At 55.1% G+C, this 15,290-nt stretch carries 12 protein-coding genes and 1 tRNA gene; 3 read left to right on the top strand and 10 right to left on the bottom strand.

The features are described 5' to 3' along the window. Positions 1-26: 26 nt before the first annotated feature. The 8 genes from pheP to HV355_RS20155 all read right to left on the bottom strand — a co-directional run bounded on the left by pheP (position 27) and on the right by HV355_RS20155 (position 10,526). Positions 27-1,415 (bottom strand): phenylalanine transporter, encoded by a 1,389-nt coding sequence (pheP, locus tag HV355_RS20190; RefSeq protein WP_120159065.1) that lies wholly within the window; start codon positions 1,413-1,415, stop codon positions 27-29. Between the two features lie 102 nt (positions 1,416-1,517). Continuing rightward, the gene (locus tag HV355_RS20185) at positions 1,518-3,491 is read right to left on the bottom strand and encodes a PhoX family phosphatase (RefSeq protein ID WP_182403172.1); all 1,974 of its coding nucleotides are present in this window, start codon (positions 3,489-3,491) and stop codon (positions 1,518-1,520) included. A gap of 126 nt (positions 3,492-3,617) precedes the next feature. Next, complete coding sequence (locus tag HV355_RS20180; RefSeq protein WP_182403170.1) at positions 3,618-5,801, bottom strand: TonB-dependent siderophore receptor; 2,184 nt, start codon at positions 5,799-5,801, stop codon at positions 3,618-3,620. 215 nt (positions 5,802-6,016) lie between these two features. Continuing rightward, positions 6,017-6,292 (bottom strand): DUF1471 family periplasmic protein YahO, encoded by a 276-nt coding sequence (yahO, locus tag HV355_RS20175; RefSeq protein ID WP_010428286.1) that lies wholly within the window; start codon positions 6,290-6,292, stop codon positions 6,017-6,019. 149 nt (positions 6,293-6,441) lie between these two features. After that, positions 6,442-7,473, bottom strand: coding sequence for an ABC transporter ATP-binding protein (locus HV355_RS20170; RefSeq protein ID WP_182403168.1), 1,032 nt, complete (start codon positions 7,471-7,473; stop codon positions 6,442-6,444). A 1-nt stretch (position 7,474) separates the two neighbouring features. Further along, on the bottom strand, positions 7,475-9,049 hold the full coding sequence (locus HV355_RS20165) for an iron ABC transporter permease (RefSeq protein WP_182403167.1): 1,575 nt from the start codon (positions 9,047-9,049) through the stop codon (positions 7,475-7,477). A gap of 24 nt (positions 9,050-9,073) precedes the next feature. Continuing rightward, positions 9,074-10,090, bottom strand: coding sequence for an iron ABC transporter substrate-binding protein (locus HV355_RS20160; protein WP_182403165.1), 1,017 nt, complete (start codon positions 10,088-10,090; stop codon positions 9,074-9,076). Positions 10,091-10,449: 359 nt separating this feature from the next. Next, positions 10,450-10,526, bottom strand: a tRNA-Arg gene (locus HV355_RS20155). 278 nt (positions 10,527-10,804) lie between these two features. On the opposite strand from HV355_RS20155, the gene HV355_RS20150 reads away from it, so the two are divergent. The 3 genes from HV355_RS20150 (at position 10,805) to fimZ (ending at position 13,688) form a co-directional block, all read left to right on the top strand. Further along, positions 10,805-11,503, top strand: coding sequence for an EAL domain-containing protein (locus HV355_RS20150; protein ID WP_120159059.1), 699 nt, complete (start codon positions 10,805-10,807; stop codon positions 11,501-11,503). A 24-nt stretch (positions 11,504-11,527) separates the two neighbouring features. Further along, the gene (locus HV355_RS20145) at positions 11,528-12,244 is read left to right on the top strand and encodes a response regulator transcription factor (RefSeq protein ID WP_109081090.1); all 717 of its coding nucleotides are present in this window, start codon (positions 11,528-11,530) and stop codon (positions 12,242-12,244) included. Between the two features lie 811 nt (positions 12,245-13,055). Further along, a complete protein-coding gene (gene fimZ, locus HV355_RS20140; protein WP_010428271.1) occupies positions 13,056-13,688 on the top strand; it encodes a fimbria biosynthesis transcriptional regulator FimZ in 633 nt (210 codons plus the stop codon). Between the two features lie 51 nt (positions 13,689-13,739). On the opposite strand, the gene sfmF is transcribed toward fimZ, so the two are convergent. Next, positions 13,740-14,264 carry a fimbria assembly protein gene (sfmF, locus tag HV355_RS20135; RefSeq protein ID WP_010428269.1) on the bottom strand — a complete coding sequence of 175 codons (525 nt, stop codon included), beginning with the start codon at positions 14,262-14,264 and terminating at the stop codon, positions 13,740-13,742. Positions 14,265-14,273: 9 nt separating this feature from the next. Continuing rightward, positions 14,274-15,278 (bottom strand): type 1 fimbria D-mannose specific adhesin FimH, encoded by a 1,005-nt coding sequence (gene fimH / locus HV355_RS20130; RefSeq protein ID WP_182403163.1) that lies wholly within the window; start codon positions 15,276-15,278, stop codon positions 14,274-14,276. Positions 15,279-15,290: the final 12 nt, after the last annotated feature.

Raw genomic sequence — 15,290 nt, 5'->3', positions numbered from 1 at the left:
CCCACAGGGAGAGGGAGAAAACCGCGCTACTTTTTGCGCGAGAGCTTGAACGCCACAAACAGGAACACCACCCACACCGGCAGCAGCATCGCTGACAGGCGCATCTCATCCATGGTGCACATCAGCACCAGAATCAGCCCCAGGAACGCGATGCAGATATAGTTCCCCGCCGGGTAGAGCAGCGCTTTAAACTGCGTCTCGCGTCCCTTGCGGCGCATCGCCGCGCGGAAGCGCAGGTGCGCCAGGCAGATCATGATCCAGTTCAGCAGCAGCGTCGCGACAACCAGCGCCATCAGAAGGCCAAAGGCCTGTTTCGGCAACAGGTAGTTGATCAGCACCACCAGAGAGGTAATCGCGCCGGAAAGGAACAGCGAGTTGACCGGCACGCCGCGACGGCTGACGCGGGTGAGGAACTTCGGCGCGTTGCCCTGCACCGAGAGGCCAAACAGCATACGGCTGTTGGAGTAAACCCCGCTGTTATAGACCGACAGCGACGCCACGAGAATGACGAAGTTCAGCGCCGAGGCTACCACGTTGCTGTTCAGATCGTGGAAAATCATCACGAACGGACTGCTATCGGATTTCACCTCCACCCACGGATAGAGCGCCAGCAACACCACCAGCGAACCGATATAGAACAGGAGAATACGGTACACCACCTGGTTGACCGCTTTCGGAATGCTTTTTTGCGGGTCGCGCGCTTCAGCCGCGGTGATACCAATCAGCTCCAGCCCGCCGAAGGAGAACATGATCACCGCCAGTGAGAGGATCAGCCCTTTCCAGCCGGTTGCCAGGAAGCCGCCGTGCTGCCACAGGTTGTCGATTGTGGCCCGCTCGCCGCCGTGACCGGAGAACAGCAGCCACAGGCCAAAGCCGATCATGCCGATAATCGCCAGCACCTTGATCAGCGCAAACCAGAACTCGGTTTCGCCATACAGGCGCACGTTGACGAGGTTAACGGCGTTGATAATGATGAAGAAGGCTGCTGCCCAGATCCACGTCGGCACGTCCGGCAGCCAGTACTGCATGTAGATGCCCGCGGCGGTCAGCTCTGCCATCCCGACCAGCACGAACATGACCCAGTAGTTCCAGCCGGACAGGAAGCCTGCAAACGGGCCCCAGTATTTATAAGCAAAGTGCGCGAAGGAGCCTGAAACCGGCTCTTCAACGACCATCTCGCCAAGCTGGCGCATGATCAGGAAGGCGATAATCCCGGCGATAGCGTAACCCAGCAGAACCGCCGGGCCCGCCATCTGAATGGCGGGGCCGATGCCGAGAAACAGCCCGGTACCGATCGCGCCGCCAAGGGCAATTAACTGAATATGTCGATTTTGCAAACCACGTTGCAGCGTCGGATTCTGATCCGACGAAGCTTCAGCGCTACCATGGCCTGAAGCGGATGACGCGTCTTTCACGCCCTACCCCTGTCTCTTTTTTAGAAGGGGCACGTTTTAACACTTCATGCTGGAGGTAGCAAGTTTAACGCCGGGCCACTGCATGCCCCCGGCAGATAAAGGTCACGACCCGATGATCCCACCGTCCGCTTTGACGATCACCACCGTTGACGATCGCGGACGCCCGTTCGGGCTGGCGTCTGGCCAGTTGGAAACGGCGCGCGGATTGGCCGGATCGGTAATATCATCCCCACCCTCCCCCGGATGCTGAATGTTAATGAACAGCGTTCGGTTGTCCGGCGTAAACGCAATGCCGGTGATTTCACACCCGCGCGGTCCGGTCAGGAAACGGCGGTATTCATTGGTTCCAGGAATGGTGGCGACCATCTGGTTATTGCCCATCCCCTCGTACGCTTTCTTATTGATGGTGCTGGAAGAGACGTCGGTTTGGATCCACAGGACGCCCTGGTGATCGAACGACAGGCCATCCGGGCTGCCGAATTCCGCGCCCTGCATGGAGCCTTTGGCCTTCGGATCGTCGCCGTCGGTGCGCCCGGCCATGACCAGAATATCCCATTTAAAGCGTGCGGCGGCAGGATCGGCCCCGTCTTCATGCCAGTGCATAATATGACCAAACACGTTGTTGGCGCGCGGGTTGGCGGCATCGACCGGCGCCTTGCCCTCCTTGCCGCGATCGCTGTTGTTGGTAAGCGTACAGTAGACGCTGCCGCTGGCGTGCGGATCGACGGCTATCCACTCGGGGCGATCCATTTTCGTCGCCCCCACCACATCAGCCGCCAGTCGGGTTTTAATCAGCAGGTCGCCCTGGCTTTCAAATCCGTTGCTTTTATCCAGGCCGTTTTGCCCGAAGATCAGCGGCAGCCAGTCGCCGGTCCCCTCCTCGTTGAACCTGGCGACGTACAGCGTGCCGGACGTCAGCAGCTGCATATTGGCTTCACGGTTCGCAGGATCGTATTTGTTGTCCGAGACAAATTTGTAGATGTACTCAAACTTCTGATCGTCACCCATATAAACCACCACGCGCTTATCGGCGGCGAGCGTGACGGCCGCCCCCTCATGCTTGAAGCGGCCAAGCGCGGTGTGTTTGCGTGGCGTGGAGGTCGGGTCGTAGGGATCAATCTCCACGACCCAGCCAAAACGGTTAGGTTCATTAGGGGTTTTATCGACGCTGAACCGGTCATCCACTTCGTTCCAGCGGTAGGACTCGTCGCTGTCGCTGATGCCGTAGCGTTTTTCCAGCGGGTTAAGATCGGCCTTTTTGACAAAAATATCCGACCAGTTCTCCTCGCAGGTGAGATAGGTACCCCACGGCGTATGGCCGTTAGCACAGTTTTGCATGGTGCCCAGCACGCGTTCCCCCTGCGGGTCGGCGGCGGTTTTCACTAAGGGCTGATGCCGCGCCGGGCCGGTAAGCTGCATCGGAGTATTGACGGTTATACGGCGGGCGAGAGAGGACGGGCGAACCACCTGCCACTCACTGCCCGTTTTTTTCACTTCCACCACCGACACGCCCATCGCGTTCTGCCCCTTGCGGACTTTGTCGAGGTTCCAGTTCGCGGTGCCGTCCGTAAACAGCATTCCGTTGTCGATGTATTCATGGTTCAGCGCCAGCAGCCCATGCTCCGGGTTTTGCGCTCCCTGCGGCAGGCTAAACCACGCCATCCCGTCGTGGTGCATGCCCGCCTGCACCGCCTGCTCGTCCGTGGTGTTGCTGGCGTCCGGCTTAAAGGCTGGCATGTTGTTTTTAATTCCCGTCGGGTCACCCCAGCGATAAAACGGGCGAGCAATATAGCCTTCCGGCACCCTTACCGTATCTTCCGTGGAAACGGGGATGCTGCTAAACCCAAGCGACACCGCTTTCGCCAGCGAGGAAGGCTTCGATACCGCGGCAATGGCGCTTTCGGGTTTGATCAGAAAGGGGAATGAAACGGCAGCCCCCGCGACGGCGCCCATCTGCAAAAAACGGCGGCGGGAAAGGAACACCTCGGCAACCTCGGAGAAAACCGGGTTGGCGCTGCGGTTAGCGATATCGTCGCGATGTTCTTTTTTGAAAACGGATTTGAGGGGTCTGCCCATAGCGGCTTCCTGTCATTGGCCAATTGGTAAGGATGTGGCGACCAGTGTAAGAAGCTTTTGTTACAATTTTATAACACGATAACGGAAGGATGGGGCATCCATGCCCCGGATAACGAGGTGGAACGCTTAGAACTCGTAGCCAACCGAGACCTTAAAGGTCCGCGGTTCGCCCTGAGTGATGTAGGTGCCGGAATCGTCTACGCTGGCCCAGTAGTTCTCGTTGGTCACGTTGTCGATGCCCGCGCGCACGGTCATCTGGTTTGCATTGTGGTTTACCGCGAAGCGATAGCGCATGCCCAGATCCAGCGTGGTGTAGCTGTCCAGCTTTTTGGTGTTTGCCAGGTCAGCGTACTGCGTGCCGGAGTGGTTCACGCGGGCGGTCGCTGTCAAACCGTCAACGGGCTTGATGTCGTATTCCGCGCCCAGCACGGCGTAGAAATTCGGAATACCGATCGCATCGTTACCCTGATTGACGCCGTTTTTGGTTTTGGTCAGCTCGGCCTGCAGCCAAGTGGCGCTGGCGTTCAGACGCATTCCCAGCATCGGCTCGCCGAAGACGTTCAGCTCAACGCCACGGTTACGCTGCTCGGCGTCCAGGCCGTAGTGGCCGCTGTCGTCGAGGATTGCCGACGGCATTTTGATTTCGAACAGCGCAAGCGATCCGCCCACGCGGCCGAAGTCCGCCTTCACGCCCACTTCGTTCTGTTTAGAGTGCACGATACCGGTGCTCTGGCCGTAGTTGGTGGCGGTGTTAGGTGCGGTTTCGCCCGGCTGCAGCGCTTCGGTGTGGTTGGCGTAGAGGGAAATTTCCTCCCAGGGCTTGTAGACCACGCCGTAGGTGGGCATCCAGCGGCTGCCGTCGAAACCATCCGCCGCGTTTTCCGCACCGGTGATTTTGTTGTAGCCGCGGATGACCACCTTCTGATGGCGCGCCCCGACGGTGAACAGCAGCTTGTCGTCCAGTACGCCCAGCGTATCGCTCAGCAGCCAGCCCTGGGTGCGGGTGCGCCCGCTGGTCAGCGGATCGCTGTATTTCCCGCCAGAGCCGTTGAAGTTAGTGCTGTCCGGCATATCAACGCCGGTGTTGTGATAGATGTTGGTGGTCGGGTTATCCGCCGCCGCCGACATTTTCCACGCGATTTTTTCGTTTTTGGTCATCGCTGAATACCCGACGTTGACCTTGTGCGAGACAAAACCGGTGTCAAAGTTACCGCGAATGCCCGCCATCCCGCTGACGGAATCGCTGATGCGGTTGGTGTCGAGGCGGCTGACCGTGGCCTTGCCGCTCTTGTCCACCAGCTTCGGCGCGCTGTAGATCCCTTCCTCGCGCGCGTGCTGCGCGCCCAGACCGGTATAGGCGGTCCAGCCATCGGTGATGTCGTACTCGCTGCGCCACATCCCGAATTCGTTTTCGATATTGCTGTAGGCCCACTTCTGCGAGAAATTGCGGTCATTTTTCGGCGGCTCAGGGACGAAATCCACCCCTGAAATATTGACGCTGGTAGGGCTGCCGTGGAAGGTTTTCTTCTGATAGCCCATGTCAAGCGAGGTGCGGAAGCGGTCGCCTTTGTAGTCCAGGCCGGTGGAAAGCAGCGTGGTGCGGCGGCGGTCATTCGGTACGCCGGTTTCCCCTTCGCGATGGACGAGATTCACGCGCGCGCCAAACTGATCGTTATCACCAAAGCGACGGCCCGCGTCCAGCGTGGTGCCAATCTGGGAATCCGAGGTGTAGTCGACGCCCACTTTTGCCTGCGGCGTCTCGCCCGCATGTTTCGGCTCAAGGTTGATCATCCCGCCCACGCCGGAGCTTGCCGCACCGTTCATCAGCGAGTTGGCCCCTTTGAAGATCTCAATGCGGTCGACCATCTGGGCATCCACCACCTGACGCGGAAGCACACCTGACAGGCCGCCAAAGGTCATGTCATCGCCGTCGAACTTCAGGCCACGAATACGGAACGTTTCGGCGCTGTTGCCGTAGCCCTGAACATATTGCACGCCCGCGTCGTTGGCGACGACATCGGCAATGGTCTTAGCCTGCTGATCTTCCACCAGCTTCGAGGTGTAGCTGATGATGTTGAACGGCACGTCCATGGCGTTCTGCTGACCGAGCATCCCCATGCGTCCGCCATTTGCCACCTGCCCGTCGAGGAAGGCAGGCACCAGCTGGTCACCGCCGGGGGTGAAATCACTCTCCGCCGCAGCCTGGACGATGAGGGTGTCCTCTTTTTTCTCATCCGCCGCCAGAGCGGAATGGGTCACTGCGCCAATGGCAAGCGCCAGCAGCGTTTTATGCATTGTGGTGTTGTTCATAATTAACTCGTTTAAATGTGCGCGCAAAAATGACCCGTGGTCGGGCCTTAGAATGGTGTAAATGCAATGCAAATGAGAACTATACGCATTATCCATGCGTTATCAAGTGTAACCGCGCATTTCTGGTCGCGAAAAGAGGTTAATCAGAATGGAGGGATGATGACGAGGAGCAGGACGAGAACAGCCACCCCGCATTGGGGGTGGCTGCAATAACATTATTTTTTCTTGTAGATATCGGCGGTGCCGTGAATTTTGTTGTTGGTATTACCGGACGTCAGTACCAGCACATCAGCGCCTTGTTTGTCTGCTTTCTCAATCAGCTCTTTCTTCGCATCATCAATCGATACTTCATTTGAAGTATTAACAGTACCGATTTTTTCATACTGTGATTCTACTTTCTCAAATTCATTTTTCGTCAGCAGTTCTGCAGCAAAGGCATTAGTGGTAAACAGAAACGCGGTTCCCAACAAAATAGCAGTCGTTTTTTTCATAACCTTTTTTCCTTGAGATTAATCAGCAACTACGAAATCCTCACACACGATGATGAGGTGTATTGAGCATGGTAGAGAATCTCAGGAAATTCCACACGTACAGGAAAATTCTTCTATAACAACCCATTGCATGAAATAACTAACGAATATTAAGAATATTCAAAAACGCGTGCGACGCCCGCAATATCAATGCGCACCGCCGTGCCGGGGTTCCACCCAGCCTGACTGACCGTTTTCAGAACAACAGGCTCCTGTCGCCCGGCTAAGGCAAGGGTGAGCGTGGACAAATGGCCCGTGAAATCGACCTCAATAATCGAGATCGGGCTTTCATGCGGGGCACATGCCGTTACGCGCAGCTGTTCCGGGCGCATCATCACTCTGCCCTCTCCTGTCGCACGGGCATTGTCCGTGGGCACTTCACCCAGCGCGCACATCGCGTACCCGCTGGAGAGCTGGGCAGGCAGGATCACCGCATCGCCAAGAAACAGCGCGGTCTCTTCATCAACGGGCCGGGAGTATACCTCGTAAGGCGTACCCACCTGACTGAAGCGCCCGCCGCGCATCACGGCAACCTGGGTGGCAAAGGACAAGGCTTCGTTTTGGTCGTGCGTCACCAGAATGGAGGCCACGCCAGCTTCCGCCAGCAGGTCGGCGGTCGCTTTGCGCGTCATGGCGCGCAGCCCGGTATCCAGCGCAGAAAAGGGTTCGTCGAGCAGCATGACTGACGGACGCTGGGCCAGCGCGCGGGCCAGCGCAACGCGCTGCTGCTGTCCGCCGGAAATCTCATGCGGCCAGTGCGTTGCCAGCTGCCTGTCCAGAGAGACTTTCTCCATCAGCGCGCCCACCCGCTGACGTTTTTCATCCCGCGTGCCGTCCAGCCCCCAGGCGATGTTGTCAGCCACATTAAGGTGCGGGAACAGCGCCCCTTCCTGCGGGACAAAACCGATCCCACGCAGATGGGCGGGCACAAAATTGTGTTCATCAAACAGCGTGCGTCCCTGCATGACAATGCGCCCGCTGTCCGGCGTTTCGAATCCGGCAAGAATACGCAGCAGCGTGGTTTTTCCCGACCCTGACGGCCCGACAATCGCCGTTCGGCTCCCCGGTGCAACGCTCAGATTCACATTATCAAGCACCCGCGTATCGGAAAACGATTTCGAAATGGACGTTAATTCAAGCATGTCATAGCCCTGCAATTTTTTTAGACTGCATATAAAGAATGGCGGTTAGCGGCAGTGAGATAAGGATCATCAGCATGGCGTAAGGGGCCGCAGCCACATAATCGATCTCGCTGGTGAGAGCCCAGAAGCCGGTGGAGAGCGTACGCGTTCCCAGTGGCGACAGCAGCAGCGTTGCGGTCAGTTCATTGCTGACGCCGAGGAAAACCAGCGCCGCGCCCGCCGCCGCACCCGGTGCGGCCAGCCGCAGGGTGACGCGCCATAATGCTTCAGCGGGCGTGCTGCCAAGGCTGCGCGCCACGTTTTCCAGCTCAACCGGCGCCTGCGCAATGCCGGCCCGGAGGTTAACGAGCGCGCGGGGCATAAACAGCAGCAGGTAGGCGAGGAAAAGCGTCACTTCCGTCTGATAAATCGGACGGGCATAGTGGATAGTCACCGTGACCAGCGCCAGCGCGGTCACAATACCCGGCAGCGAGCTGGTAATATAAATGCACCCTTCCAGCATACGGAAAATACGGTGTGGATAACGGATCCCGAGCCACGCGATGGGGATCACGCACGCCGTCGTCAGCAGCGCTCCGCCCACGCCGAGCATCAGCGTCTGGCGCAGCGAGTGCCAGAGATCGGCGCTCATCCAGTTTTCCACACCACCCAGCCAGATCCAGCGACACAACACGATTAAGGGTACGCCCAGCGCCAGCAGCACCAGCGTCAGAAAAAGCAGCTGTCCCAGCCACGCCATAGCAGGCTCAAGCGGCCAGCGCTTCTGCTCGCGCGCGGCGCCTGCGCCAATCCGCGCATAGCGTGTTTTTCCGCGCGTGACGCCTTCAAGCATCAGGATAGCCAGACAGCATAAGGCCAGCACGCCCGCCAGCATGTTCGCGGCCGGGCCGCTGAACGTAGACTGGAACTGGTCATAAATGGCCGTGGTGAAGGTGTCGAAGCGGATCATGACGTACAGGCCATACTCCGCCAGCAGGTGCAGCGCCACCAGCAGCGCGCCGCCGCAGATTGCCAGTTTAAGCTGAGGCAGCACCACGCGGAAAAAGACCCGCCAGGGAGGCGATCCGAGCGAAGCGGCGACATCTTCAAGCGTGGGATCGAGACGGCGCAGCACCGCGGCAACCGGCATGTAGATAAACGGATAGTAGGCCAGTACAGAGAGGAACACCCCCGCAGAGAGGCCATGCATGCCCGGTACCACGCTTACCCAGGCATAGCTTTGCACAAACGCAGGGATCGCCAGCGGGGCCACCGCCAGCGCCGACCATACACCTCGTCCCGCAAGCATCGTGCGCTCCGTCAGCCAGGCTATCGCCACGCCCAACACAATGCACAGCGGAACCGCTAACGCCATCAGCCACAGCGTGTTGCTGAGCAGCTCAGCCACCCGCGGGCGGAACACCAGCGTCTTAATCGTTTCCCAGCCGGTCTCAATGCCGATGGCAATGATAAAGCCCAAAGGCAGAAGCGCCAGTAATGAAAACAAGACAGCTAACGCAACCATCGGCAGCGCGGGACGCCTGCGAACAGGCTTCCGCACGCGGTTTTTACCGATGTCGAGACTCAAACCAGACATAAGACATTCACTTTGCGTTCAGGATCACAGCAGGCCAGCTTGCGTCATCAGCTCGATAACTTTCTTACTGTTGAGCGTGGAAGGTTCCACTTTTGGCGCATCCAGATCCTTCAGCGGAACCAGTTTCGGGTTGGACGCGGCATTCACGCCGACGGCATATTCAAAGGCGTTGTTGGTACGCAGGCTTTCCTGACCTTCTTTGCCGGTGATGTATTTGATGAAGGCCTGCGCCTGCGCTTTATGCTTGCTGGATGCCAGCACGCCACCGCCAGAGAGGCTGACAAATGCGCCCGGATCCTGGTGTTTGAAATAGTAGAGCTGGGTATTTTTGCTGTTTTCACCCGTTTTGGACTGATCGACAAAACGGTAGTAGTGATAGATCACGCCGCCATCAATCTGGCCCGCGTTGACCGCTTTCATCACGGTGCTGTTACCTTTGTAAGCAACGAAATTGGTTTTCATCGCCTTGAGCCAGTCCAGCGTGGCCTGCTCGCCATTCAGCGCCAGCATTGCGCTAACGATCGCCTGGAAATCCGCGCCTGACGGAGACGCGGCCCAGCGCCCTTTCCACTCAGGTTTCGCCAGATCCATCAGCGATGCTGGCAGCTGTGTCTCATTTAATTTTTGCGGGTTATAGACAAACACGGTGCTTCGCGCGGCGATGCCTATCCAGCGACCGTGCGCTGGACGAAATTCCGCGGGTACCTGCTTTAACGTATCGGCATCTAAAGGCGCAAATAATTTAGCGTTATCAACCAATACCATGGACGGCGAGTTTTCCGTCAGAAATACGTCCGCAGGCGATGCGCTGCCTTCCTGAACCAGCTGGTTGCCCAGCTCGCTGTCACCGCCGTTTCGCAGAGTAACTTTAATTCCCGTTTCTTTCGTAAAGCCATCAACCCATGACTGCACCAGGTTTTCATGCTGTGCGTTATACACAACGATACCCTGATTATTATCAGCAGCAACTGATTGTGTAGAAAGGAAAAGTGATGAAGACAACAAGGCAAGCGAGAAGCATGACAGCAGGCGAGAATTCATGAACATATCCTTAATAGACCGACGAGATTCACCCATGAAGGGGTTGTGCGACAGGATTAAAGCATACAAAAACGCTAATGATAATTAGTATCAATCCAGTTTAGTCGTAAAAGTGGAAAATATCTTCACGCCGGGGTTTAAGGTGATAAAAATCTAATTTAGAAAGCGAGCTGGATATAAGATTAAGAAAACCTTAAGGCGGGAAATAACAGGTTTTAATTAGCTTTCTATTTATTATTCCGTTAATTAAAGGAACCCATCAGGGATAAGAAACAATAGGTACAGGGCTCAGGAAAGAGAAGAGGGTTGAGCGTGAAAACAGACGAAAATGAACATGCTGGAAAGACAGTAATGCGGAATGGTACGCCCTGTAGGATTCGAACCTACGACCTACGGCTTAGAAGGCCGTTGCTCTATCCAACTGAGCTAAGGGCGCACGGAGAAGCGTGAACTTCGCGGTGGTGAAACGCGTGGAATTATACGGTCAATGACAGGTGAGTCAATGCCTTTTCCCCGATCTGTATCGATAACGGCTAGCTGATTGTAAATACGGCTGTTTTTTCAACATTTTCACTACATCCCACGTAGAATTTACCGCTGCGAAAAGGCTTAGCTGCTTTTAAGTAACGCCTGCTGTTTTCCTGTAGGCCACCTCGTCACACTGGTGCAAGGTATCCCGGCCGCCTGGAGGCTGACAGACAACAGGACAATGGAGTGACAGCGCAAAACCTGACCTATACGCCTCCCCGGCTAAAGCACATTTCTCATGATATCACCGGCATCAAACTTGAGCCCATCGTTGCCCTCGCCTCTTCACACAGGATCGGCGTTGAGGTGCTCAGCGTTCTGTCACCCACGCTGCAAAGTGAAGATTTTTTCCGCGAACAATCGGCAGAACAGTCGCTTATGCTGCTGGAAGTGCAGCTCCGTGTGCTAAAAAACGCGCTCGCCTGTCACAATATTTTCATCAATCTGCCGATAACCGTACTCATGGTGCCAGAACTTTTTCAGCGTCTGCTGCAACTGCGAAGCCCACCGTTGAATATTGAGATTGTCGACCCTGTCGACTTTTTCACACTCTCCGATACACAGCGGCAGGTGGTGGCCCAGCGCCTGAAGCAGCTGACCATGAAGGGTCACCGCATCTGGCTGGATGACGTTGACGATAGCGTTGTCCAGCCCTTCTTATCCTGGCCGCTGCCACTCAGCGGCATAAAGATCGATAAAGAAACCTTCTGGCGTATGCGCGCCACCCCTGCGCTGGGGGAACTGGTTTCCCGCTGTTTTCGGCTTGCCGGGAAGGTGCTTATCGAAGGTATTGAGACTGAACGGGATCGTTCCTGCGCACGCCAGGCAGGGGCACAACTCGGCCAGGGGTATTACTGGCCATCCTGGACATGGCCGGAGGATTAAACAGCCATCTCCAGGAGGGAGGCCATGGGAATGACAGTGCGCCGTTACCGTCGGCGTCGTACAGGAAGTGACGCACTGGGATTTACACGCTCGCCTTTTGCTCCCCCCTTCTTTGACCGACTCGAATTTTTGAGCCAGTCCACCAACCTGACCCATAAAACTGACGCCCCGTTTATCATTCTGGTCACGGAAGATCATTACCTGCGCACCGGAATGCTGAACGGGAATTTCCCGCTAAGCTGTTGCTCTGACTATCCAGTGCTGGAAGATGCCTTAAGCGCGTTGAATCAGTGGCCATCCGCGCGTCTGGTGGTCGATATCGACAGCCGCGCCACGGCTCTGATCGACAAACTGGATCAGCTAAGACGATATAGTCTCTACCCGCCTTTTCTTACCCCTCATCTGCTTGTCAGGGCAGATGATTACGATACCCGCCTGTTCTGCAAAGCGGCGGGGCCCTTTCATGTGCTTGAACGTCAGTTGCCCGCTGCGGCACTGCAGCAGTACCTGCTGGAAACAAAGCCGCCGCAAGGCTCGGTGAAAGAGTGGTTCACGCGCAGTGAATGGCCCATTTTACAAGAGCTGTCTCGTGGCAAAACGTTACGTCAGATTGCTCTGATTCAAAACCACCCCTATAGCCGCATTATCTATCGTCTCGGCTGCATTTTGACCAAGCTGGGGTTAAACCACCGCCAGGAATTGCTGCACCTTCTTAATAATCTCTCAGACTGCACGTTTTGACTTAGGCATTAACCCGTTCATTCCTAAAGACCTTTAAGAAATAACTTACCGATAATGTTAATTTTTTGTTTTAATTTAACAATTTCATCGAATTTGCAACTATTCCTAAATTATCCTCTTGAACCACGTGAAATATCACTGAAAATGCCTATCTCAGCACTTTCCACCATCCGTTAAGCGATGAGGGAGTCCGTTAAAAAGATGATAATGATGTAAAAACAAGCGACTGATCTGTACGGGTCAGGTGCGGTAAGCGCAGGTTACAGCATATCCTGCTGTTCAATTTTAGGTTTATCTTGCGGGCCACTCCTGGCTTTCAGATGAAGATGCCACGCCCGATCCCGCCTATTTTTTGCGCTTGCCGTGCACGCGCCGCACCACTTTCCCCACCTCGTTTTGTTAACAAACAATTAACATAAAGTGATATATGTCATTTTTTGTTATTACATAAAGATGAAAAAATGTGGTAAATGGAATAGCAGGACATTTGCGCTAAATTTAAAATAATAGCGATTCAGATCCAGAAGATAATACAAAGCAATGGACCAGGATTAATTTACAGGGTTTTCGGAGAAAACTTACACGGTATAATAAGATGCGTTGCAAATATGAATAAGAAAAACCTTTTTGCCACACCAGCCAAATGAGATAACCGCGCTGAGGCATTAATTTACTCGCTACGTTAACAAGGATGCTTTCGCTCTTTCCAGGGAATTACTACCGTATAAGGATCACCATCTATATCCTTCCGGCATTTCGAGAGTTTGAACAAAACTCCGCATAACGCTTTTAACAATCTGAGGCATTAAAAATGAAACCGGCATCCGTTATCATTATGGACGAACACCCTATTGTCAGAATGTCGATAGAAGTCCTGCTACAGAAAAATAAAAATATCATCGTCAAACTCAAGTCTGGCGATAGCCATGAAGTGCTTGATTGTATTCGCAATCACCCCATCGACCTGGTTATCCTGGACATCGAACTGACGGGAACCGATGGGTTTTCATTACTCAAGAGAATCAGAAACCTAAACAAAGACATCAAGGTTCTGTTCCTCTCGTCAAAATCAGAGTCGTTTTACGCAGGACGCGCCATTCGCGCAGGGGCCAATGGCTTTGTCAGTAAGCGAAAAGATTTGGGTGAGATCTACAACGCGGTGGAAATGATACTGATGGGCTATTCTTTTTTCCCGTCAGAAACGCTGAACTTTATAAATCATCTGGGCTCCGGGAAAGGTATCACGCCGGATATGCCATTATCGAATCGCGAAGTCACGGTGTTACGCTATCTGGCGAATGGATTATCCAATAAGGAGATTGCCGAGCAGTTGCTATTAAGCAACAAAACCATTAGCGCGCACAAATCCAATATTTATTCCAAGCTCGGCGTCCAGAGCATTGTAGAATTAATAGATTACGCGAAAGCACACGAACTGCTATAAACTGAATTCACTCCCCGCAACTTAAGTGAGTTGCAGGGAGTGCGGTCAGCGCTAATTATAATTGATCATAAACGTGGCATCCGCATCTGCCCGTCCCGGCTGAGGGTTATCCGCTGTGGCAATATAATTGGCATAGAACGACAGTACCGCATTACCTTCTGCATCGACCGTCACCGGCTGGCTGGCCTGCTGAAGATCCAGCCGTGTTTTATCCGCATCGCGGATCTCCACGGCAACCTGACCCGCCGTACTGCCATCATTGAGCGCCAGCAAACCGCTGTCGCTGCCGTCTGCTTTTCCCGAAAACGTAATGGAGGCTGCGCCAGGAGGACAGCCGGTCAGCTTCAGCGTAAACGGCATGGGCTGCGTGCGGCTCCCCGTGGTTCTTAGCTGTTTCGTCGGCCAGGTGCCGAGCGTGACGACCTTATCGCTGTCATTGCCTTCGGCCACGCAGGTGAAATCGACGATGTTGCCGGACATCTCAATATTGATTTCCCCCAACGCCGTGGCCGCCTGAGCGCCAGCGTGAAGCATCATCAGTACTCCCGCAGCAATGTACCTGCTCCAGTGTCCCATTGCTCCTCCTTAATCGTAATCCACGCGAAGATAGCCGCGCGAGGTGAAACGGCCCTCGGCAGGCTTGTTGCCCGTCACGCTCACAGGCCAGACCCGAATGCCGACCTGTGCCTGAGCGCTGTCATCCAGGCGGAACGGAATTTTGCTGGTGAGCGTGTTAGGCGTCAGCGGCGTGCCGCTTTCGTTAGCGACCACAAACCCCAGATCGGGATTATTAGAAACCAGCGCATTACCGGACACTTTCTCCGCTTCGATACGCATCGTCAGATACGCATTGGCTTCAACGTTTGTGCATTTAATGGCAATGGTTTTGCTTTGAGGCGTAACCTTCTGCGGTCGATTTCCGGCACCGGCCTGGCTAAACAACGACGCACCAATATCGCCAAAATCAAACTCCACGACCTGGCCTGCGTTGATCGCACAGCTTTGCGGCACCTGAATCGTTCCGCTGTAGCTGATGGTATAGACCGGCGTATTAAGCGGATCGGCGGTTGTCGTCGTGACATAGACCCTGAACATGGTCTGCTGCGGGATCACCACCATATTGATAAAGCGCCGCGTTACCCTCAGACGGAAAACCAGCTTGGAATCGGTTACCGGAAAAGCCTTGTTATTCGGTACGTTGGGGTGCTGCCCCATCTGAATATAATTCGCGGGAGGGTAGAACGTGCCCGCAAAGTCATCGTGGATCTGCATGGCGCCGTCGAGGTACTCATTCAGCTTCACATATTTATAGCTGTCGATCACCGTGGTAATGGGCAAGTCGGTGACATAGCTGCGCATGGTGGATTTACCGGTTGTCCCGCGGGGACAAATGGCATTCACCCCCACCAGTCCAGATTTTTGCGCCAGGGTGACAATCTCCCCCGGCCTGTTGTTAGAGCTGTTAAACACGTTGGAGAGATCGTAGGAAATATCCTTCGCCACGCCGGTGGAGTTCTGGCACACCGTGGCCCATGCGGGCAGTGCGCTGCACAACACTGCCGCGCCAACTATGCTACGGATAATGGTCATGATTGGGTTCCT

The organism is Enterobacter sp. RHBSTW-01064, assembly GCF_014103035.1.
GTDB classification, from domain to species: Bacteria; Pseudomonadota; Gammaproteobacteria; order Enterobacterales; family Enterobacteriaceae; genus Enterobacter; species Enterobacter mori.
This window is presented reverse-complemented; position numbering and strand designations above follow the sequence as displayed.